Annotated in this window: 23 protein-coding genes and 2 pseudogenes; 10 read left to right on the top strand and 15 right to left on the bottom strand. The window is 33.3% G+C overall.

What is annotated here, in order from left to right; all coding sequences use genetic code 11:
* The first annotated feature begins 578 nt into the window (after positions 1-578).
* Complete coding sequence (locus MKY90_RS11925; RefSeq protein ID WP_050000737.1) at positions 579-1,019, top strand: MarR family winged helix-turn-helix transcriptional regulator; 441 nt, start codon at positions 579-581, stop codon at positions 1,017-1,019.
* A gap of 45 nt (positions 1,020-1,064) precedes the next feature.
* A complete protein-coding gene (locus MKY90_RS11920; RefSeq protein WP_061688779.1) occupies positions 1,065-1,886 on the top strand; it encodes a class I SAM-dependent methyltransferase in 822 nt (273 codons plus the stop codon).
* A 333-nt stretch (positions 1,887-2,219) separates the two neighbouring features.
* Here MKY90_RS11920 and MKY90_RS11915 read toward each other — a convergent pair whose 3' ends face one another.
* From MKY90_RS11915 to MKY90_RS11890, 6 genes are all read right to left on the bottom strand, one after another.
* Positions 2,220-2,723, bottom strand: a complete 504-nt coding sequence (locus MKY90_RS11915) for a GNAT family N-acetyltransferase (protein ID WP_002012819.1) — start codon at positions 2,721-2,723, stop codon at positions 2,220-2,222.
* A gap of 154 nt (positions 2,724-2,877) precedes the next feature.
* Positions 2,878-3,348 (bottom strand): DMT family transporter, encoded by a 471-nt coding sequence (locus MKY90_RS11910; protein ID WP_341091416.1) that lies wholly within the window; start codon positions 3,346-3,348, stop codon positions 2,878-2,880.
* Positions 3,349-3,367: 19 nt separating this feature from the next.
* Positions 3,368-4,060 carry a Crp/Fnr family transcriptional regulator gene (locus MKY90_RS11905; protein ID WP_016102042.1) on the bottom strand — a complete coding sequence of 231 codons (693 nt, stop codon included), beginning with the start codon at positions 4,058-4,060 and terminating at the stop codon, positions 3,368-3,370.
* Positions 4,061-4,078: 18 nt separating this feature from the next.
* Positions 4,079-4,504: a DMT family transporter gene (locus MKY90_RS11900; protein ID WP_002127319.1), complete on the bottom strand. Its 426-nt coding sequence runs from the start codon at positions 4,502-4,504 to the stop codon at positions 4,079-4,081.
* A 181-nt stretch (positions 4,505-4,685) separates the two neighbouring features.
* Positions 4,686-5,135, bottom strand: coding sequence for a DUF2798 domain-containing protein (locus MKY90_RS11895; RefSeq protein WP_229180808.1), 450 nt, complete (start codon positions 5,133-5,135; stop codon positions 4,686-4,688).
* A complete protein-coding gene (locus MKY90_RS11890; RefSeq protein ID WP_229193939.1) occupies positions 5,053-5,289 on the bottom strand; it encodes a hypothetical protein in 237 nt (78 codons plus the stop codon). Before MKY90_RS11890 ends, MKY90_RS11895 begins: the two co-directional genes overlap by 83 nt.
* Positions 5,290-5,400: 111 nt before the next feature.
* Here MKY90_RS11890 and MKY90_RS11885 point away from each other — a divergent pair, with 111 nt between their 5' ends.
* The 3 genes from MKY90_RS11885 to MKY90_RS11875 all read left to right on the top strand — a co-directional run bounded on the left by MKY90_RS11885 (position 5,401) and on the right by MKY90_RS11875 (position 7,765).
* A complete protein-coding gene (locus MKY90_RS11885; protein ID WP_088292230.1) occupies positions 5,401-6,003 on the top strand; it encodes a DUF2441 domain-containing protein in 603 nt (200 codons plus the stop codon).
* A gap of 33 nt (positions 6,004-6,036) precedes the next feature.
* Positions 6,037-6,978 carry a nucleoside hydrolase gene (locus tag MKY90_RS11880; protein WP_098168171.1) on the top strand — a complete coding sequence of 314 codons (942 nt, stop codon included), beginning with the start codon at positions 6,037-6,039 and terminating at the stop codon, positions 6,976-6,978.
* 136 nt (positions 6,979-7,114) lie between these two features.
* Positions 7,115-7,765, top strand: a complete 651-nt coding sequence (locus MKY90_RS11875) for an SMI1/KNR4 family protein (RefSeq protein WP_061688776.1) — start codon at positions 7,115-7,117, stop codon at positions 7,763-7,765.
* A gap of 97 nt (positions 7,766-7,862) precedes the next feature.
* Here MKY90_RS11875 and MKY90_RS11870 read toward each other — a convergent pair whose 3' ends face one another.
* Both MKY90_RS11870 and MKY90_RS11865 read right to left on the bottom strand, forming a co-directional pair.
* The gene (locus MKY90_RS11870; RefSeq protein ID WP_002031885.1) at positions 7,863-8,744 is read right to left on the bottom strand and encodes an MBL fold metallo-hydrolase; all 882 of its coding nucleotides are present in this window, start codon (positions 8,742-8,744) and stop codon (positions 7,863-7,865) included.
* A gap of 371 nt (positions 8,745-9,115) precedes the next feature.
* Positions 9,116-10,429, bottom strand: coding sequence for a hemolysin family protein (locus tag MKY90_RS11865; RefSeq protein ID WP_098168170.1), 1,314 nt, complete (start codon positions 10,427-10,429; stop codon positions 9,116-9,118).
* A 470-nt stretch (positions 10,430-10,899) separates the two neighbouring features.
* Between MKY90_RS11865 and MKY90_RS11860 the strand changes: the two are divergent.
* A pseudogene (locus MKY90_RS11860) lies at positions 10,900-11,001 on the top strand (ArsR/SmtB family transcription factor); the annotation flags it as partial.
* 11 nt (positions 11,002-11,012) lie between these two features.
* On the opposite strand, the gene MKY90_RS11855 reads toward MKY90_RS11860, so the two are convergent.
* Together MKY90_RS11855 and MKY90_RS11850 are read right to left on the bottom strand one after the other, a co-directional pair.
* Positions 11,013-11,711, bottom strand: coding sequence for a DUF7003 family protein (locus MKY90_RS11855; protein ID WP_234803755.1), 699 nt, complete (start codon positions 11,709-11,711; stop codon positions 11,013-11,015).
* 427 nt (positions 11,712-12,138) lie between these two features.
* A pseudogene (locus tag MKY90_RS11850) lies at positions 12,139-12,504 on the bottom strand (SAM-dependent methyltransferase); the annotation flags it as partial.
* 107 nt (positions 12,505-12,611) lie between these two features.
* Between MKY90_RS11850 and MKY90_RS11845 the strand changes: the two are divergent.
* Both MKY90_RS11845 and MKY90_RS11840 read left to right on the top strand, forming a co-directional pair.
* On the top strand, positions 12,612-13,349 hold the full coding sequence (locus tag MKY90_RS11845; protein WP_098168223.1) for a ZIP family metal transporter: 738 nt from the start codon (positions 12,612-12,614) through the stop codon (positions 13,347-13,349).
* Between the two features lie 82 nt (positions 13,350-13,431).
* Positions 13,432-15,132 carry a pyruvate oxidase gene (locus MKY90_RS11840; RefSeq protein WP_002136230.1) on the top strand — a complete coding sequence of 567 codons (1,701 nt, stop codon included), beginning with the start codon at positions 13,432-13,434 and terminating at the stop codon, positions 15,130-15,132.
* Between the two features lie 44 nt (positions 15,133-15,176).
* Here MKY90_RS11840 and MKY90_RS11835 read toward each other — a convergent pair whose 3' ends face one another.
* The 5 genes from MKY90_RS11835 to MKY90_RS11815 all read right to left on the bottom strand — a co-directional run bounded on the left by MKY90_RS11835 (position 15,177) and on the right by MKY90_RS11815 (position 21,200).
* Positions 15,177-16,178 (bottom strand): ABC transporter permease, encoded by a 1,002-nt coding sequence (locus tag MKY90_RS11835; protein WP_215598757.1) that lies wholly within the window; start codon positions 16,176-16,178, stop codon positions 15,177-15,179.
* Between the two features lies 1 nt (position 16,179).
* Positions 16,180-17,046 (bottom strand): ABC transporter permease subunit, encoded by an 867-nt coding sequence (locus tag MKY90_RS11830; RefSeq protein ID WP_098168168.1) that lies wholly within the window; start codon positions 17,044-17,046, stop codon positions 16,180-16,182.
* A gap of 224 nt (positions 17,047-17,270) precedes the next feature.
* On the bottom strand, positions 17,271-18,302 hold the full coding sequence (locus tag MKY90_RS11825) for an alpha/beta fold hydrolase (RefSeq protein ID WP_002168430.1): 1,032 nt from the start codon (positions 18,300-18,302) through the stop codon (positions 17,271-17,273).
* Positions 18,303-18,535: 233 nt separating this feature from the next.
* On the bottom strand, positions 18,536-20,419 hold the full coding sequence (locus MKY90_RS11820) for an ABC transporter permease (RefSeq protein WP_098168167.1): 1,884 nt from the start codon (positions 20,417-20,419) through the stop codon (positions 18,536-18,538).
* A 13-nt stretch (positions 20,420-20,432) separates the two neighbouring features.
* Positions 20,433-21,200, bottom strand: a complete 768-nt coding sequence (locus MKY90_RS11815) for an ABC transporter ATP-binding protein (protein WP_016102055.1) — start codon at positions 21,198-21,200, stop codon at positions 20,433-20,435.
* A 388-nt stretch (positions 21,201-21,588) separates the two neighbouring features.
* Between MKY90_RS11815 and MKY90_RS11810 the strand changes: the two genes are divergently transcribed.
* Both MKY90_RS11810 and MKY90_RS11805 read left to right on the top strand, forming a co-directional pair.
* Positions 21,589-22,071, top strand: coding sequence for a DUF2975 domain-containing protein (locus MKY90_RS11810; protein ID WP_016102056.1), 483 nt, complete (start codon positions 21,589-21,591; stop codon positions 22,069-22,071).
* Between the two features lie 10 nt (positions 22,072-22,081).
* Positions 22,082-22,300, top strand: a complete 219-nt coding sequence (locus MKY90_RS11805) for a helix-turn-helix domain-containing protein (protein ID WP_098168166.1) — start codon at positions 22,082-22,084, stop codon at positions 22,298-22,300.
* Positions 22,301-22,425: the final 125 nt, after the last annotated feature.

The raw sequence follows: 22,425 nt of genomic DNA, 5'->3' as shown, positions 1-22,425 counted from the left end.
ACCGTCGTTAAACTGACTAGAACAATACTTCAATAAAAAAAAATGAAACTCCTTCTCTTTAAAAACATAAGCTTAATAAGATTGGTACCATATATATTTCTCTATTTAATATTTGTTTAATATATCAACTAATGGTGAGTATAAAATATATACATTTCAACCATCACCAAATACTGAATCTAAATTACAATTATACGAAAAAGAAGGTATCTCATCTTTGTGAGATACCTTCTTTTATATCAATCCATCATTATATTATCAACCAAAAATCATACAGCTACATACGATAAGAACAAACAAAACTAATAAACTATTTGAGAAATAACCCATAGAATACTACCCCTTTATTTCATTATGTAAAAGATTTTACCATAAAATTATTAATAGTATAATGACTGAAAAAGACATTGGCTTCATTAGTTTTTTATGTATAAAGTAATATTTTATAATCTTTCTACTCACCGCTCATAAAAAACTTTAACTTTTCCTCTACTGCATCTCTCACGATTTAAATAACATTGATATTAGTAAAAATAGTAATAAAATAATTACTAAATTGATAAAGGACACGAAAAATAATGACTAATAAAGAATTAATAAACGAATACATGAATTTATTATTAAATATGTCAGGTACTTTCAAATTATTATCAGAGAAATCCACTGAATTTACACATTTAGAGCAACACATAATTGAGTATATTGCCCAGCAAAAAGTCGCTGTAAATTTAAAAATGATTGCTAGTTATTTAAACATACCTAAACAACAATTAAGTGTAACCGTTCGTAATTTAGAGCAAAACGGATACATTGTAAAAAAACAAGATACAGTAGATAAACGAGCTGTTTTAATTTCCTTAACAGATAAAGCTGAAAAAGTACATTATGAAAGATGGAAACAAATTTATAATAATTTCACTAGTAATCTTGAAAAACTCAGTGAAGAAGATCAACGTGATTTAACTTACGGACTGTATAAAACAAATAAAATGCTATCAAAAATGCTAAATAACGACTAATCATATATATATGATATTTTTTTATTATTAAATGGAGGACGTTTCATGGTTAAAGAAATAGATTTACAATCAGTTCAAAGTACTATGCTTATTCCACTATGGGGACGAGCATATGGTAGTGAGAAAAACAAGGATATTTTAGATGATACGGAAGCTATTCGGATTATTAAAGAATGCGACTTTGATTTCTCTAAAATAGCAGATACATTTGGCGAATATGGATGTATCACTTACATTACCCGTGCAAGAAAAATAGACGATACTATTAAACAATTTATTAGAAAACATCCGAATGCTACTATAGTAAATATCGGTTCTGGACTAGACACTACTTTTTCAAGAATTGATAACGGTACCCTACAGTGGTATAACCTTGATTTGCCTGATGCGATCGCTTTCCGCAAAACATTAATTGAAGATACACCACGAAATATAAGCATTGCCAAATCATTTTTTGACACTTCTTGGTTCAACGATATAAAATATGATCCAAAAGACGGTATTCTTTTTATATCAGCAGGTGTGTTTTATTACTTTAAAGAAGAAGAACTGAAGGAGATATTTGTCGCTATGGCAAAACGTTTTCCTGGAGGAGAGTTATATTTTGATGCCGAATCAAAGTTCGCACTGACACTTTCGAATGCTACTGTAAAAAAATCTGGTAATAACGGCGCTATGATGTATTTTTACGTAAATAATCCAAAGACAATAGAAAAGTGGTCTTCTAACATAAAAATATTAAGCTGCTCCCCTTTCTTTAAACATATACCTACAAATAAAGATTGGGATGGAAGTACACGAATTATGATGCGGATTGTAAATTTAATAAAGATGTTGAAGTTCGTTCATATACGGTTTGAAAAATGATAAATCTATAATATATTAATCATATATAAAAGAAGACCTCGATTTTATTAAATTCATATAATAATCTATAGGATAGTTAGTCCATTATGAGGGCTAACTATCCTTTTTTATTTACATAATGAATGAAATAAGTAAACAATAAATATTTAGTTTAATCAGTATAATAAAGATATATAACTTGAAACGTTCGATTGGTTTTGGGAGGAGGACATGCTTCAGTTATAGTTTGTCACTATTTGAATTATAAATCAGTTATTTTATCTTTATCTGGATTCTTGCCCAAACTAATGACCTCTTCTCCTTTTCAATAGTTTCGAGTTAGGTCCGGGATTTCTAAAGGTCGCGTACGTTCCAAACAATCTCACCGCGCTCGTCCCACGTACTGTGATGCCTCTTAAATCCTATCTTTTCTAACACCCGGAAGGACGCAACATTCCAAGCGCCTACAGTCGACCAAAGTCTGTGGCGCCCCGTAGCAATCGCAGCGTCCAGCACAACAGATGCTGCCTCAGTCGCATAGCCTTTGCCATGAGCACTGCGGAACAACTCGTATGCGATCTCCGGCTCTTCCAGTGTGGAACGACCGATAATCAAGCCACAGTATCCGATGAAATCACCTTCGTCTCGTCGGCGAATAGTGAGAAGGGAAATGCCATTTTCGCCTGCTCTCTTACGCATCTCTATAAGCATGCTACGAACGGCGTCAAGGGTTGGCATATCCACACCACGTTCGCCAATTAATTTTCTCATCCAGACTGAATCGGATTCCTCCCACATACTCAGATCAAGTCGTTCAGTTTTCAGCTGGAACTCCATAGCTTTAAATAAAGCTGTCATAGTGGAAACCTCCTTGTTATGTCACTGCACTCATAATATAATGTACACCATCTTCCAACATGTACTGAATCACTTATTTTCTCTCCTTATCGCTCATTTACTACCACCTAAATGTATATGTTCTAATTATTAACACCTTTTTCCTTTAAATTCTTTAGACCCTATCCTCATTTATAGTAATAGCTTTCTTATTCGAAAAAAGATTTTTAAAAATTCCTACCCCTACAATTAATAGACCTATACCAATTAATTTATTTATTTGTATAGATACTCTCTCCATTCCAAACAATCCAAATGTATCAACACATAATGCAACAACTAATTGAGTAATAAGGCTAATGAGCACCGTATAAGCTGGACCTAAACTCTTTATTGCACCCATTATACAAATAATTAATCCGATACCAAACAATCCACTTATATAAAATAAATAATTTGCAGTATAAAAGTTAACGCTTATACTTTTCTCTGTAATGATATGAAATAAAACAGAACTTATGAGACCTATTCCAAGAACACATGCAGTTGTTAACCACTGTCCTACAATTTCATTCACTTTCGTATTAAAAACAGATTGTAAGCTAATTGATATTCCAGCTAATATAGCTAAACTAAATCCAATCATAACCCTTCTCTCCCTTTCATTACTCATATATATTATCTTTAGCAACTTCCTTCATTCTAGAAAAATCTTTAATTACAATAACTCCATTTTTCTTTTTAATTAATTTTTCACTATAAAATTTTTGTAAAACTCGAATTACATGCCTATAACTTACACCTATAAAATCTGCAATACTTGATACAGAAGTTGAATCTAAATCCTCTTTATACATATTCCCATTACTATCCGTTGAAATCGAAAGTAAATAACTAGCTACACGTACTTCTACCGGATAAAGTAAATTTAGAGCTGTAAAACGAGTCGATATTTTTAACGTGTTCGCAATGTTTTCAAGCAAGAACTTCATAAATATAGGATCATGTAATAACTTATTTCTAATAACTGTATTAGAAATGGAGATTGCTACAACATCTGAACAAGCTTCAACAACATTATGTGCTTTGCTATTTTGTATTAATTCAATATCACCAACAATTGCTAATGGATTGATAAAGCGAAGGATTAGTTTCTTTCCTTCTGGTGTAATCGTGTAAACTTTTACTTTTCCTTTAATAACAAAATATAAACGATGAATTTCATCATCTTTATCGCAAATAAGCTTGCCTTTTTCAAAATGATTTACTTGAAAATTGTCAGTACTTATTCCTGAAAAAATTTCAAGTATATTATAAGCTTTCAAATATTGAATAATTAAGTCTGATTTATTATCCACTTACAGTCCCTTCTTTCCTTACATATTAAACACAAAAATACCTAAAATCATTACTATTGTCCCCACAATATGGTATCTCTCCATTTGTATCTTTTTTATATGAAATAATCCTTTCATTTCAATAACAGTAGCTGTTAATAATTGAGCAACCATAAGTGTTCCAGCTGTTAATGTAACTCCCATTGAATATATCGCCATTGTTTCCGCACAAATAATCAACCCACCAAGTGCGCCAGCTGCTAAATATACTTTTTTTACACCCTTTAAATCCGTTACTTTCTCTTCTTTCTTTAACAAAAATATAGTTGTTGCAATAAGAAACCCAATTAAATGCGTCATAATACTCGTCGACCATATACCGATATCTGAACTAAGTTTCGCATTAAACGTACCTTGAAGTGTAATGAATACTCCTCCAAAAACTGAAAGTAAAATACCTTTCAAAAAAATCATCTCCTAATCTTCTATCTATGATTTAATTAAAAGCTACAATACTACAACGACAAAAGGACAAATGTCACATCGATATGAAAATAATTAGTAATGTACACGAAAAAACACATCTCAAAATATGTGAGATGTATTTAAAATACTTAATCCATATATAATATTTTAGTAATTAAAACTACGCTACATTAACAGCTTTATTCTTCAAAACAAACTTTCCAAATAAGAAACGTACAAGAGGTCCCATTATTATTAATTGAAGTGGGTACGCCATAATGAAATTTTTAATGAAAATCGAGAAATAAATTGAAGCGAATGAGTCACCATGTAACCCATTATGTAAATACATCATAGCCATTCCGTAAAATGACATAAAGAATACCATTCCGATTACCATTGTTGTTGCCATCGCAATAATCATGTTTACTTTTTTTGATTTATCAAATGGTAATGCAAATACAATCTTTTTCGCACACGGTCCAACGATACATATTTCAATTAATAGCGCAATAATAAATCCAATTATTAGTTCTAATGCGATTTCCTTAATATGAATTGGTCCTCCTGCTCCATTCATTAATAAATTGTAAAACGTCATAACGATAACCATCCCGAGGCACATCATCATACCAAATTGGAGGTTTTCCTTTCTTGTTGTTGGCAATTTTCATCATCCCTTCTCTTTGAGTCTTTGTCATTATATCGATATTGGAAACTCCTTCGTAAGTGAACATTTTGTGAACATTTTTAAAGCGTTTACGTGCATTTCTTCCACTCTTCACTCCAATCCTCCCACTTTATAACTTTTTACTTACAAAGGTTTTATATATTTTGATGTTGAATTATTAAATTTAATATTGAATTATATGATAATTACTACTAGGAGGATAACCATGAATAAAGCAGAATTTTACGCATATCACATCGTTACAAGGAAAACAATGAGTATCGGAAAAATCATTCACTTTGACAAAAATCAAACTAATACCCTCTATCACTTCTTTTTTGAAAGAGAACAATTAAATTCTAATGATGAAGACTCCATTCAAATTTTAAAAAGGCATTATATCAATGAAGAATTACATATAAATAATGAAAATGCTAAAGTAGTTCTGAATTATATAGATCAAACAATTAGAGCAGTTAGAGAAACGATTGTGGAAATGGTTAGGCTGCAAGAATTTCCTGAATACCCGTCAAGGTTGTCTTGCTTATATGCTGCCAAAAGCTATGAGGATGCTTTGAAATGGAAAGCTTTATTTGATTCTTATAATCGAAATGTTTTACAGATTGTTAAACTACGAGTGATCGGTAGTTCTTTTGAAGGTGACGGAAATCTTTTACCGAAAGAAGATGGTATTCCTTTCGCTCAAAAAATGGAACAAGCTAGAGAGTATTGGAAAGGAAACGTTAGAAATGAACTTCCTGAGTTACTGATTAATGGGAGAATTGAAGTGGTGGAAATTATTGATGATTTTTCATCAATTAAAATTTAATTCCTGGTTAAATATTAAAGAATGGAGATTAAAATGATGAAAAAAGTGTACTTCAATCATGATGGTGGTGTAGATGATTTAATATCACTATTTTTACTACTCCAGATGGAAAATGTAGAACTTACAGGTGTTTCAGTTATTCCTGCAGATTGTTATTTAGAACCAGCAATGTCTGCCAGTCGTAAAATTATAGATCGCTTCGGCAAAAATAATATTCAGGTAGCAGCGTCCAACTCTCGTGGAAAAAACCCATTTCCAAAAGAATGGCGGATGCATGCATTTTATGTAGATGCTTTACCAATTTTAAATGAGTTTGGGAAAGTTGTTACACCTGCATCAAAAAAACCTGCACATCATCATATAATAGAGACTCTTCTACAAACTGATGGAAAAACAACTTTATTATTTACAGGACCCCTGACTGACCTTGCTCGTGCACTATATGAATCTCCAATAATCGAAGATAAAATTGAACGTCTCGTTTGGATGGGCGGTACATTTCGTACTGCAGGCAATGTACATGAGCCAGAACATGACGGAACAGCCGAGTGGAATTCATTTTGGGATCCCGAAGCAGTAGCTCGTGTTTGGAATGCTAATATAATCATTGATTTAGTAACTCTAGAAAGTACAAACCAGGTTCCGCTAACTATAGACATACGTGAACAGTGGGCAAAAGAGCGTAAGTATATTGGTGTTGATTTCCTTGGTCAATGCTATGCAATGGTTCCCCCTCTCGTTCACTTCTCAACGAACTCTACTTACTATTTGTGGGATGTATTAACTGCTGCGTTTGTTGGGAAAGCTGATCTTGCAAAAACAAAAACGATTGCTAGTATCGTTCATACATACGGACCCAGCCAAGGACGTACAGTGGAAACTGCTAACGGAAGACCAGTAAATGTCATTTATGATGTAAAACGTGATGCATTCTTTGAATATATTACTGAATTAGCTAAAAAAGCTGCTACTTGAAACCTCAATTTTACGAAAAATAACTTTTAAAATTACAATACATATATTCTGAGAAATCACTCCTAAAAGTTAGAAACCCAAACGAAAAGTATATTAAGAATGATATACTTTAATTAATATAACATGGGGTGATATGATGGATTACGAGTTACTAAAAGAAAGAATAGAAATAATAACTTCTAGAATTAAAGAAATAGGCGGTGAAGTTCAAGAAGTTTGTATAGATGAACCATCTTCTCTTGAAAAGATAATCCAAGCGGAAAAAAAACTTGGTGTTAAATTACCAAATAGTTTCAAAAAAGTACTTTTAGAGTTCTCAGGAAATTTTAGCTTACGCTGGTTTTTACCTGACGATATGGAGCTACCAAATGAATTTCGTGAAATTTTTTGCGGAACACCCCACTGGAGTTTAGAAAGTCTTTCTGAGTTTGAAAAAGAACGAAAAGACTGGATTGACACGGTTTTTCCAAATCCTGAAGATGAATATGATATAGTGTGGCATAATAAATTAGCATTTTGTGAAGTGGGCAATGGGGATTATTTAGCATTTGATATGCAAGATAATATAGATGCTCCGATAATTTACCTAAGTCACGAGGATGGAGAAGGACATGGATATAAGATTGCGAATAATTTCATTGAATTCATTGATAATTGGTCAAGAATAGCTTTTGTAGGATGCGAGGATTGGCAGTGGTTACCGTTCGCAACCAGTCTTGAAAGTGGTGTAAACCCAGATGATGAGCCAGCAAAAAGATTTAGAAATTGGTTGGGGCTGGATATTTAATTATTAAAAAGAGTATTGAATTAACTTTCAATACTCTTTTTGTACAGTTTAATTATATTCAAATCAGAATAAGCTTCAATCTGGTTTGAGTTAGGTTTTACAGATTAACCATTTCATAACCATTTACAAAGTACGTTATTGTTTCTAGCTCATCTTCATTTAATTCTCTATCTAGTTCTTGTTTATACGATGCCTTTATCTTCTCTTCATCGCCTTTATGAGTTTCCGTATAAGTTCCTACTGTTTTTAGCAAATGAATTTCTTGTGAAAACTCATCCCGATTTATAGCTGTCCCATGGGAAAGAATATAGGTCTCGGCATCAAATTTCTCTAACTCTTGTATCAGTTTAAACGTTCGTTTCGTCGTATAGTTCCGCTTTGCAGAAAAGATATCTGCATATATACAGTCTCCTAAAAACAAAATCTTTTCTTCTTTAATATAAATAACAACAGAGTCATGTGAATGATCTCCGCCCACATGCTCTAACACACATGTCACATCACCAAGGTCTAATTCAAGTTGTTTCTGAAAGGTTAAGGCCGGCGGAAGAATTTGAATATTTCTTGGTTTTTCACTGAACTCTTTTTTTATACAGTCCGCACAAAATTCAATTTCTGTACCTTCTTTCACTCGTGCGTCCAATGCCTCATCCGACCACTCATAAGAAACAAGTGTGTTCATCTCTTTTTTTGTTTCAAAATGTGCGATAGACAATGCATTTTGTAATACAGGCAATCCAAAAATATGATCCCAGTGCCAATGCGTTAATGCTACAAAATCAGGATTTGAGATATTTTGCTCTTTTAGCATTTCTAAAAACAATTGTGTATGTGCTTCTGAATTACCTGCATCTATCATCAAAGTCTTTTCTTTTCCAACTACCATTCCTAAGATAGGTCTATCAGTCTCGGAAACAGGTGTCATGTACCAAAATGCGTTTCCTATTTTTTTAATTTGCTGCATAACTATTGCCTCCATTTTATGAGTATGTAACAATTTCCAGCCGAGAAAATTCTTTATTTTGTATTTTGATTACTATTAAATAACAATGTCAGAAATAAAATCATTCTACATTTTTTATTATCTAGTGAAATACAAATACTAATTTTGACAAGGGAATCCTTTCTCAACATTTGTTACTTTTAATCTATTTTACGCTACGAATTTACATTTAAATTATATTACAATTTGTATAAATGAGATACATTTTACAATATCGAAGGAGTGTTGAACCTGGAATGCAAAGGAACCAATCATTCCCTATTTCGGTAATGTGTTAACAGGTAAAAAGTTGATCAATGAATTTAATAAGGAGGGCTACCATGTTATCAATTGAATAAAAGCAGCAACTATACAGTTGCTGCTTCCAACATTTCTTTTTGTATTTCAACACGTTTGATTTGGTGAGGGTCTTTAGAAAGAATTTTAAATGCATATCCTTCGCTATTCACTGTTTGCCCTTCTTGGATATCATAATTCTGCATCAGAATCCAACCACCAATCGTGTCAACATCACTATCATTCATATGTAATCCTAGTAAATCATTTAATTCGCTAATTAATACTTTACCTTCTACGACAACATGACCTTCATTCATTTGCTGGATGGGCGGACGCTCATCTTCATCGTATTCATCACGTATTTCTCCTACAATCTCTTCCAGTATATCCTCAATGGTTACAATACCAGCCGTACCGCCGTATTCATCATATAACACAGCCAACGGAATACGTTTCTTTTGCATTTGTAGTAAAAGATTATGTATTGGTATGGTCTCAATTACTTCAATTACTGGACGCGTATACGATTGAATAGAATTGAATTCTTTTATTTCCTTATTCATATAACGAATAAAGAAGTCTTTCACATTCACCATGCCAATGATTTCATCTTTATCTTCCCCAAATACTGGGTAACGTGTATACTTTTCATCACGGATTATTTTCATATGGTCTGCTAAAGAATTATCTACATGTAACCCTATAATTTCTGTACGGGGGACCATGATTTCTTTCGCAATACGATTATCAAATTCAAAAATATTATTTACATATTTGTATTCAGCTTGATTAATTTCTCCACGTTCATAACTTTCAGAAAGAATCAATCGTAATTCTTCTTCTGTATGTGCTACATCATGCTCTGATGCAGGTTTTAAGCCGAACATTCCTGTTATCATCCTTGCAGAGCCATTTAACAAGCGAATAAACGGATACATGATTTTGTAGAACCAGATAAGCGGAGCCGAAAGTAATAAAGTAACCTTCTCAGCCTTTTGAATCGCGAATGTTTTTGGTGCTAATTCACCAACTACAACATGTAAGTACGTCATAATAGTAAAAGCAATTCCTAAAGATAATACACTTGCAATGGAAGGATTGATGTTCCACTTATCAAATAAAGGATGTAAAAGTCTCTCAATCGTTGGTTCACCTAGTGCCCCGAGTCCCATTGCTGTAACTGTAATCCCTAATTGACAAGCTGACAAATACTCATCCAAGTTTGATGTCACTTTCTTAGCTGCCAGCGCACCCTTCTTTCCTTCTAATACAAATTGATCAATCTTTGATCCTCTTACTTTTACAATAGCAAACTCAATTGCTACGAAAAATGCAGTACATGCGATTAAAACCACTACCATGATTAAATTAAATATGTCCAACTAATTCCCTTAGCTTCCTTGAAACTAAAGGATTCACCTCCTGATATATTTTCTCTTTCCAGACCTACTTCATACACATTTTGAGATTGTATAAAATCTACATTCTCAAAATGATGAGGGGTACTCTGAGAAAATCGAGGTCATTTAGCCACCTATCCGAGTCAACATCTGAGTCCAATACATTTCCACCGCCTTGATTAAATTATCTATATGTTAGCATGAGAAATAAATCCCAGTCAACGTTTACATTTTGTATACCCTGAAATTCAAACAAAAAGCTTCTCTTTCCTGTGACATAAAACCGCTTAATGTGTGCATCAAACACTATAACATTTCCTTCGCTGCCACTAACTATATTATTTTTTTGCTCATTTTTTACATTCCTTCTCACATTAAAAATAAAGCGAAGAAACATTTATCAATCTTTTTTTAAAATATTTTGACACACATATTAATAATAACTAATACGATTGTTCAACTCAAATGATTTAGATGTGAAAGCGAAGTTCATACATGGCTTTACCGATAAAATAATGTTACAAATGCTTCAATGTATCATAGGTGGGGAAAAACAGTTTCTTATTTAAATGTCATTCTCTTCTTGTTTTTCAAAATCACTCCATGTCCAATTGGTCCAATCATTATTTACTTTCCCTACAGTTATCAAATTCACATTATTTAATTCAATCGCTTTAGCTAAACTTTGAAAGAATATGCTCTCACTCGGTTTTTGATCATCACTTATATCAGGATGTTCCCATTCTTCTGTTTGATAAAATAGCTTTGGTTTAAATTCTGCATTGGTTTCATCTAATATGTCCGAGGGATTTACCCAGAATTTCTCCTTATATTTAGAAGTTAAAAAACGAATAAGTTTGGTAGGATGAAATAAATCTGTTTCAATTCCTAAACGCTTATACTCTTCTACAGTTGGTGTTAAAGTGATACGTTCTCCTTTCAAAAGTAACTCCATATGAAAAGGATCTACAAGGAAATGATCTTCATCATCGTACCAATATTCTTCATTTACAAGCGTTAAGATTTCATCGAAACATGAAAAGAATCCTTGCTGTCTCATACTATTACTATACACATAGAAGTTATTCGATATCTCAAGGTTTGCATCAACGCCCACAACCTCAAATACAACGAGCCACTTGTCTTCCTCTCGAAAAACAGATATTCTGGATTGTGCTAAGTCAAAATTATAGTTATCAAGTACTGGAAAATCAAACTCCTCCGCGTACCTATCTAGTGTTTCAAGTGTTTTTTCTGCTTTCATAACATTACTCTCCATAAAGTTAGTATAGTAAATTTTTATTACATTCGTTTTTCTTTATTTAACTCATAAACATTATCTAAATACCAGGACATTTTTTTATGACCCTCTAAACTGGCAACCATCCAGTTTTGTTTATTTGTATATTATATAAAACTCTAATGGCTCAGTAAACAACATTTGATTATGACCTTACCGTTCATTTTCTTTATACACAGTCCCCACCATAGCACTCCACTGCAGCTCCTCTTATTCTTCCTTACAATTAAAACAAAGACACATAGTCTATTGTTAATGTGAAATACAGTTTGATCATTTTTTCTAATAACTTACTATATAACAATCGGACGCATTTCTATATAAACGCGTCCGATTGTTATATTCTTAGGAACACTTCTTTATGTCACTTATCAACTAATAATCAGCATCCCTATCTTTTCTTCTGGCAAACTACCACCATAGAATAACAATCCTCCTGCAACTCATTCCCCTCCCAATCATTGTATATCTGTAACAATTCAAACCCATTCGCTACAAGTAATCTTTCTAATTCTTGCGGATACGTATACCGAAGATCTATTGTTGTTTTCAGTTCCTCTACTAGCGTATCCGCCTCATAAAACCTTCTTGTTGTTATGTAGTGCTGTATTTGTTGAATTGAATCATAATTCATCTCAGTATATAAATCACATCTTCTTCCCTTTTCATCTGCAATAGTTGTCCAATATTCTTCTGTAGATGGTTGTATTAATTCTTCCTTTGACGGAAAACGTGTATCAAATATGAATATACCATTAAATGAATTTACAGTTTTTTCTCTATAATTAGTCATAATAATTTGGACTAATCTCCCTCCCCCATTAGTAAGCTGAAAACAAGGGGATAGAATTGGAGTGTGATGATATGGAACGTTTATGGATTCCTATAATCGTTACGTTTTTTTCGTTCGGTGGATTACTATTAGGAGGTGCTGTTGGAGTAGCAACACGCCAACTAATTGAAGAAAAGATGCATCGCTTATACGCATTATGTGGTGGGGTTTTACTTGGGCTTTTATCACTTGAAATTATTCCTGAAACATTTTCAAGCTATGACATAATAGGTCCTATACTTGGGATAGCTATCGGTATTTTAATTATGAGCTTATTAGATAACTATTGTCATCATCCAATGATACATAAGAAAGATCAACAAGCATGGCAAACCTTCCTTTTTCTTTCTTTTGCTATATTCATTCATAATATGCCGAGTGGGTTTGCGTTAGGTACAGCTTTTATAAATCATAATGACTCTGCCATTCCTTTCTTACTTGCGATTGTCATTCACCATATTCCAGAAGGGTTAGCTTTAATTATTCCATTTCTTTTTACAAAACATAAATATATTTCATTTTTATTAACAACTTTATTACTTTCTCTTATCCTAGGTACCGGTACTGTTTTTGGCATTATGATGGACGGGAAAGCGCTCCATTTACAAGGACTTATTATGGGAAGCGCAATTGGTTCTCTTGGCTATGTCACAATTCACGAAATGCTTTGGAAAGCAAAAAAACAGCTATCTCTCCTTCCGTTTCTATCGTGGTCTATTAGTGGATTTTTATTAATAGTAGCCTTCACTCTTTTCACTGGACATCATTAAAACAAATAAGTTATATCATTTGTATATTTTCCCTTTTTCTCCAAAACATAATAGTATCTACCTATTATAAGGAGGAACGATTATGTTTGGAAAAACAGCCGGTGAAGCATTAGTGGATCTTTTAATTGACTGGGGTGTAGAACACATATATGGTATGCCTGGAGATTCCATCAATTCTATAATTGAAGCTTTAAGGAAAAAACAAGATAAAATTAAATTTATTCAAGTTCGCCATGAAGAAGCTGGCGCATTAGCAGCGGCAGCATATGCGAAATTAACAGGAAAACTTGGTGTTTGTATGGCTATTGCAGGACCTGGAGCGATTCATTTATTAAATGGTTTATACGATGCAAAACTCGATCAAGCTCCTGTACTAGCAATTTCAGGACAAGTAGAAAGCGATTTACTCGGAACAGATTTTTTCCAAGAAGTAAACTTAGAAAGAATGTTTGATGATGTTGCGGTTTATAACCAACGAATAATGTCAGCTGAACAGTTACCTGCTGTAGTGAATCAAGCGATTCGAATGGCATATACAAAAAAAGGTGTCTCTGTTCTTACAATTCCAGATGATGTTCCAAAATTCGAAGTAAAAAATGGTGCGCGCATTACAAACTCTTCCTTTACATTACCAGAAATATTTCCGCAAGAAGAAGATTTAGCTGTAGCGAAACTCGCACTTAATGAAGCGAAAAAACCTGTTATTTTAGCCGGAAAAGGAGCTAAACATGCGAGAGAGTCTTTACTTGCATTTGCAGAACATATCGGTGCTCCAATCGTACTTACATTACCAGCTAAAGGGATTGTTCCTGATGAACACCCTCTTTGTATCGGTGGATTAGGATTAATCGGGACGAAACCTTCTTATGAAGCAATGAAGCATGCAGATACTTTAATTATGGTTGGTACTTCTTATCCGTTCACTGGCTTCTTACCCGAAAAAGCAAAAACACTTCATATTGATACAGACCCTGCACAAATCGGGAAACGTTATACGACAGATATCGGCTTAGCTGGTGATGCTGATAAAACATTAAAATGGTTAATTGAAAATGTAGAAAAACACGAGGATCATTCCTTCTTAGAGCATCATCAAGAAATGATGAAAAAGTGGGAAGAAAAATTACACACTCAAGAAGAAGATTCTTCTACTCCAATTAAACCACAACGAGTTATGCATGCACTGCAGAAAGTAGCAGAAGATGACGCAATTCTTTCAGTCGATGTCGGAAATGTAACAGTATGGACTGCAAGGCACTTCCGTATGACAAACCAGAAATTTATCATTTCTAGTTGGCTTGCAACACTTGGCTGCGGTTTACCTGGTGCACTTGCTGGACAAATTGCTTTCCCGGATAAACAAGTGTTTGCAGTTTGTGGTGACGGCGGATTCGGAATGACAATGAACGATTTCGTAACAGCTGTTAAATATAAACTACCAATCGTTGTCATTGTATTAAACAATAATAAAATTGCTATGATTAAATTTGAACAAGAAGTTATGGGGAATATTGAATTTGGTACAGACTTAACGAATCCTGATTTCGCAAAATACGCAGAGGCGTGCGGTGGTATTGGATACCGTGTAGAACAGTTAGATGACTTACTTCCTGCCTTTGAAAATGCGGTAAAACAAAGTAAACCATGCATTATTGATGTAGTTGTAGATGTAAATGAAGCACCAATGCCAGCAAAAATCACATTTGGTCAAGCAGCTGGTTATACGAAACATATGATAAAGGAATTATTTGAAGAAGGTAAGATTGATTTACCACCACTTTAAACAAAAAAGATAGCTGAAAACAATTTGTCTTCAGCTATCTTTCTTTATTTTTGTACCTCTCTATGAAATGAAAAATCATTCACGGTAGGCTGTATTTGTTTCTCTACTTTCACTTCTTCCTTCTTCCGATTCGCTCTTCTAACATTCCCTAGCTTAATCGCATCTTGCATACTATTACTAACTAGATTCCCCGCTAAAATTGTCATGCTATAAAAAGCAATTGGTATAAGTACAATCCATGTATGTGTGGTTAAATGACGGAAGTTTTGACCAATTAGGCCAGTCCATTCTTTTGTTACACTATCTGCTTCTGTACCAAAAATTATTGTTCCGCCAAAAAATAATTCTAACAAACCAAGATGCAAGAGGAGTAATAAAGTACTTACAAATTGCTGGGCTATTAATAAAAGAAATGATGGTAACATATGCGGCCATACATGGCGTCTCAACCTCTGCCACTTACTTCCGCCTAGCACAGTGGCCGCCAACATAAATTCTTCATTCTTAATACGTTTTACTTCTTGCGCCACGTACAACATAACAGTCGGTACAGCAAGGCACGCAAGAACTATAATTTGAAACGCAACCCGTAAATGAAACGGAGCAGCAGCCTCTCCACTTTCGAACATTAAAACTGCATTTAACATAAAATAGGAAATCATAATCATTGGTACAATACTAAACGGATCAAAAAAAGATGAGATTACTGGAAATGAGCGTTTACTGTACATACCAAGTAATAAACCAATAGCTCCTCCAATTACTACACGTAAAACTGCGATAACGACACTTGCACCAACTGTCCATTTCGCTCCTTCTATTATTAACTGGAACAGGTCACGGCCTTTCTCATCAGTTCCAAACCAAAATTTACTCGACGGTGAAAACGGAGCAGCCTCTAATTCTCCTTTTTCGTTATACATCATCGTTAGTTCACGAATATTCCCATCGAAAAACAGCGTATTTCCAATACTAACAATCATTAGTACACTCAAAAAAGTAACACCTAGCAAAAATCTCACATCTCTTTTTACAACTTGCCACATGTTACACACGCTCCTTTATAACATTTTGTAAAAGCGTATGTAATAAACGAAATAGTATAAAAAGCGGTACGTATAATAAAACTAAACTCACTGTGAATATTTCTAATTTTGAATTTTCTTTCACGAAAACGAACATACCGTACGTATTAAACAGCCATTCAATAATATATAAGTTTGATAACATAAATAAAATATTCGTTTTTGCATAATAGACTGTTGTTAACAGGACATTTCTTGAAATATGGTGCGTCAAAATATGTCTTAAACTTAGCCCTTTACTCTTAGCAAATATACTATAATCTTTCTCTAATTCTTCTCTGAAACGTAATAGTAGTAACTTAATAAATAATAATGTTGTAGGTAAAGTAAGGCATATTATTGGTAACAGGCGAGCCCTTTCCTCTCCAAGTCCTGCAAATTTCACTGGCATAAAACCTGTCTTTTGAAAGATTATTACTACTAGAAGTTGAGATAATAAAATTAATAAAATGTCCGGAATACTTTCAAGTGCGACGAAAATCCCATTCCACATACGTTGCTTTGATTGAGAGCGCTGTAATACCCACACAACGATAAGATACGCAATGAGAAAAGATAGTATAAATGCCGAAATAAATACAAACATTGTTTCTACATAATGAATCCATATTTGTGGAAATAACTTTCTTGAATTCCGAAATCCATACGTAATTTCACCTGGTTGAAGTAACTTCTCTCCAAGAAACACAACTGTGTTCCAAAAACCGATTAAATCAATTTGTAATCCCTTAAATAAACGCGGTAGTGCCCCTAAAAATAGAATACAAATAAGCGCCGCAAATAATTGTAAACATGTAACCCCACACCACTTACCAATTCGAATGAACATAACTATTACCCCTTCTGTTTAAACGAATATTCAGAAATTAAAACTATGTATAGTACCTATACCTTTTAATAAAATAACTCCTCTCTCGACAAAACATATCGATTCTCGTCATTTCTCTGAAGTTGTATTATATCTTTCGACTATTATCCAACATTTTCCTTCTCGCTCGATTATATACTATAAAAAAGCACTTATTTTTAAAATAAGTGCTTTTTTATTTAATTTCATTTTACGAATGTATCACACAACCACTCATAAAACTTTTCCTTCTCTTCAAATTGAGGATAATGTGCTGAGTTTTCAAAAGCTATAAATTCTTTTTGATTCGCCTCAATTCTATCAAAATACTGTTTTGCTGCATGAAATGAAGTATTATAGTCATATTTACCCATAAGAAAATAAAGCGGTAGATTCAGCTTAGTTACTTTAGTAGATAATGGATTCTTTAAATCTTTTTCTAATAAGACAGTTTGAGAATGTGATAATCCAACGTTATAACGAATTACGTCTAACAAGTTATATTCATTACTAAATAGCATCCTCATGTTATCACCATCTGGATTTTCAATGAGTCTTGATGTTCCACCATATTTCGCAACATAATTTCGCGGAGTGTATGTATCACCATTTTTAATTTTTTCGGTTAACCCTTTTAAATAGGAAACCTCATCTGTATTCCCCGCATTTTGTGCCTGTTCAATAACATAGTTTAAGCTATCCATTTCACTTTCTACTGTATCGCTCATCTGTCCAATGCCAATATATGCTTCATATTTTTCAGGAGCTTTGTTGGCAGCCTGTATTCCAATATATGTACCATAAGAATGGCCTATTAAAATTACTTTTTCTTTGCCTAGACGTTTTGAAACGTAATCCGTCATAGCTAATAAATCCTCCACGAGTAGATCTGATGAAAGGTTAGAATAGTCTTCAAAGAAATGATACGATTTTCCACTTGCTCTTTGATCGTAATTGACAACCGTGAATTTCTCTTCCAATAAGTCTTGGTATTTTTGAGCATATGGTATTTCCGAAGAACCTGGTCCACCATGAACAAAGATAATAACTGGATTACTCTTATCTTTGCCTCGTATCATAATTTCATGACCAGTTCCATTTATCTCTACTTGTTCTAATGTACTTATACTGTTTTTGACCTTTATTTGTGAGGTCCATGTAGGAAATACCAACGCTATGATTAGTAATAGTATAGTAATGACTCCGATAAGTTTTATTAATTTTTTTATCTTCCTCATACAACGTTTCCTTTCCTGTAAATTTATAAAAATATCAATTCCATCTAAATTTGTTTGTACATTATTAGTCTCCCATACACTTCTTAACTTTCCACTACATAAACCCTTAACATTTCCTTAATTTTCTATATATTCATTGCAGAAAGACTTGAAAACATCTCGCATACACGTATTTATGTATCACAAGCACAGAAAAAAGCCCTTGTTTTCATAACAAGGGCTTTTTCGTTAAACTATTTCACCACTTCTTCTTTCGGCATTACCATACCTTTATAAAGTTGGACAGTAATCCAATAATAAATGAAATAAATTACTATGAAGATTCCTATTGGCATCCACACTTTTACAAATGGGTCAACTAATATGAAACTGAATAAGTTAAGCCCTACTAAAACGTGGGAGATTCCAATAATCGCTGGGAAGATAAATAAATATGAGATTTCTTTATATATACTTTTTGTTAACATACTACGTCTCACACCGATTTTTCGTAGCATTTCATAACGGCGTACATCACGAGAAGCGCCTGTTAATATTTTGAACATAAGAGAACTCGCCATCATTGCTAAAAACGCAATTCCAAGGAAAAACCCCATAAACATTGTTCCGCTCATGAAACTGTTCACGAACTGATAAATTGTCATTTTCGTATATAGTTCTACTTTTGCGCCTGTTGTTTTTTCAATTAATTCTTTTTGTCTCTTATCTATATCGAGCAACAATGGTTTATATTTTTTCATATCATCTACTTTTGCTAATGTTACAGTATGTTCTGTTCCTTGAATTCCTTTGTAATGCTCTTCATCTGCAATTCTTACCGGTTTTCCGTTAAACTGATTATGTGTAATTTGTATCTCTCTTACAACCGCATCTTCCCAATCTTTTGGCATACGAGGAAGCTTATTCGCTACTTCAGGAGCTTCCAAAGCAGAATAGACAGGTTCAGTTAAAGGTGTAGCCACACGTTTACGAGCAGGTTCTTTTAAAGTCTTTGTATCAAAATGATCTGAAATAAGTGGTGGTTTTTCAGTTAAGTCGTTACGTAAATAATAAACCGCTTCTCCATCTACTTTATACTTATACTTGCTTTCTTCAACAATTTCCATTTCTTTTAATGCCGCTTTATCTTGTTCATTTGGATCATGAATTACGACATCATATACACGTGAGAAGTCTGTCATAATGCCTACATTCTTTTGAAACGCCATACCTGCTGTCATTGCACCTGCACCTAATGCAATTAACATCGCTACAGTGCCTAGTACCCTCGATAAACTAGTTACTCGAAAACGTAACTGTGCATAAGTAAAACTATTTAATCCCGTTTCATTTCGTTTTTTATTTCCCTTAATTTTCATTACAAAAAGTGGGAGCAACGAGCTAAAAATGAAATACGTTCCTACTGTCGTAACAATTGTCGCTATTATAAATCCTAGTTCAGCAAACATTTTTATATTCACCATAAAATAATATCCTGTACTTACTAGCAATACACCTAGTACTGTCATAATAACAGTGCGAGTCTTACTTTTCTTCACCTCATCTTGCGTTTCATCTTCACGTATTAACTCTAATTCTGTTTTACGTAATAATCGGAAACTATTCATTAAACCAGTAATGAAAAATAATATTAAGAAGAAAATAGATGTAACTAATATAGCTGGTGTGTACACAGATGCGTAATTACCTTTTGCTGAAATCTCCATTCCATTCATTAAAAAATTTCCTGCTACACTAGCAAGTACTATTCCTACTAAAATACCGATAATAATACTGACAATCCCCATACCAAAAGTCTCAATAAATAATAATTGCGCTACTTTTTTCTTTTTCGCTCCAAGCATCATGTACATACCGAGTTCTTTTCTTCTTAATGTAAGTAAAAAAGAATTGGCATATATGATGTAAAAAACTGTAATGAAAGAAAGCAATATTGCACCAACCCAAAAGACGAGCCTAATACTACCAATGAGACTATTATCTTTTGTAAATTCACTATTCATCGCCATCGTTTGGAACATGTAAAAAATACTAATACTAATGACTAGACCAATAAGTAAAACCATATAATCCTTTAACATTTTTTTCATACTATGACGTGATAATTTGAATAACATAGTCTCGCCCCCCTTACTTCAACTCAGTTGCTGAGCCCATTTGGGCAAGCACTCCTAAAATATCTTGATAGAAATTTTCTCGTGTTCCTTGACGTTTTAACTCTTTATAAAGAAGTCCATCCTGTATAAATAAAATACGTTCACAATAGCTCGCACTAAATGCATCGTGTGTTACCATCAAAATACTTACATTGTGATTTTCATGTAAATCTTGCATCGCTTCTAATAAACTTTTTGCATTTTTACTATCAAGTGCTCCTGTCGGTTCATCTGCTAATACGATTGCCGGATTATGTACTAAAGCTCGTGCTGCCGCTGTTCTTTGTTTTTGTCCACCAGAAACAGCAGTCGGATATTTAGTTAAAATTTCAGTAATCCCTAATTTCGTCGCAACCCCATTTACTTTTCCAGTAATCTCACTTGATGGTACGCCTTGCAAGGAAAGTGGTAAAGCGATATTTTCATAAATTGATAAATTTTCTAGTAGATTAAAATCTTGAAAAATAAATCCTAATTTTTGAGAACGAAAATCTGATAATGCATTCCCTTTCATAGAAGTAATATTTGTGCCAGCTATTGTTACACTACCACCTGTCGCTTGATCAAGTGTACTGATCACATTTAGTAATGTCGTTTTACCGGATCCAGATGGACCCATAATCCCTACAAACTCTCCTTCTTTAATACTTAATGAAACACCCCTTAATGCTTTTGACTGATTCTCATTTCTTTTTCCATACGTTTTTTCTACACTTTCTACAGTAACTACATTTGTTGACATCTCTTTCACTCCATCCCTTTTGTATAGTATAAATTCCCCATATATTTCTTATATTTTTCTCATAAAAATTCTTAAGAATTTTTAAATTTTCCAAATGCAGATTGAGATACATAAGAAATACAAACGATTTCTCTGCTTAATATTCTCACTTTTCTAAAATCCTTTCATTCGATTTCCCTTACATTTACCTTACATTTTTGTAAGGTTAAAAAAACAAACCACTTCATAAGAGCATTTCTTTGGAATGAGAAATGCTTTTTATTGTTATCAAAATTCAAAAGATATTTCAATAACAATAATAATTAAATAAAAAACAATACATTTTTATTGCAAAACGATAAAAAACATGATAAAATCATGTTGTTATTACATAAGTGAGGTGCTTTTTATGAAACAAGTTACGACACTCTTTTTAAAGCTAGCTATTACTTTTATAGGATTCCCAGTTCTTGCATTGTGCATATTTTTGGTGCCTAAGATTGGGAATTTTGCTGGAGAATTGTATCCAGATATTGCTTATATGAAATCTCTCGTTTTAATTGATATGTACGCGGCAGTGATACCTTTTTACTTTGCTCTGTATCAAGCTTTTAAACTTTTAAGCTATATTGATAAGAACCAAGCGTTCTCGGAATTATCGGTAAAGGCTTTAAAGAATATAAAATACTGTGCCATCACGATCAGTACCTTGTACTTGCTAGGTATGCCACTCTACTATCTCATGGCAAAAAAAATTGATCCTCCAAGTTTCATACCAATCGGATTGACCATCATTTTCGCCTCTATGGTGATCGCCGTTTTTGCTGCTGTTCTCCAAAGGCTTTTACAAGAAGCTATTAATATAAAATCAGAAAATGATTTAACGGTCTGAGGTGGAGAATATGGCAATTATTATTAATATTGATGTGATGTTAGCAAAACGAAAAATGAGCGTAACGGAGCTTTCGGAGAGGGTTGGGATTACGATGGCGAATCTTTCCATTCTGAAAAATGGGAAAGCAAAAGCGGTTCGTTTTTCAACATTGGAAGCGATATGTAAGACTTTAGATTGTCAACCAGTTGATATTTTGGAGTACAAAAGCGACGAATTCACTCAATAAATACAGACAACAACTTTCTTCAACCAATGGGATTAAATAGTGAAATTAAAATGAAGGGATAGCAATTAAGCTATCCCTTCTCTGCGTTTGTTATTGTTATTTAATATATCTTTAATTACTTTAAA

This window comes from Bacillus sp. FSL P2-0099, assembly GCF_038007445.1.
GTDB classification, from domain to species: domain Bacteria; phylum Bacillota; class Bacilli; order Bacillales; family Bacillaceae_G; genus Bacillus_A; species Bacillus_A mycoides.
The sequence above is the reverse complement of the archived record's forward strand: the minus strand, read 5'-3'. Positions and strand labels throughout refer to the sequence as shown.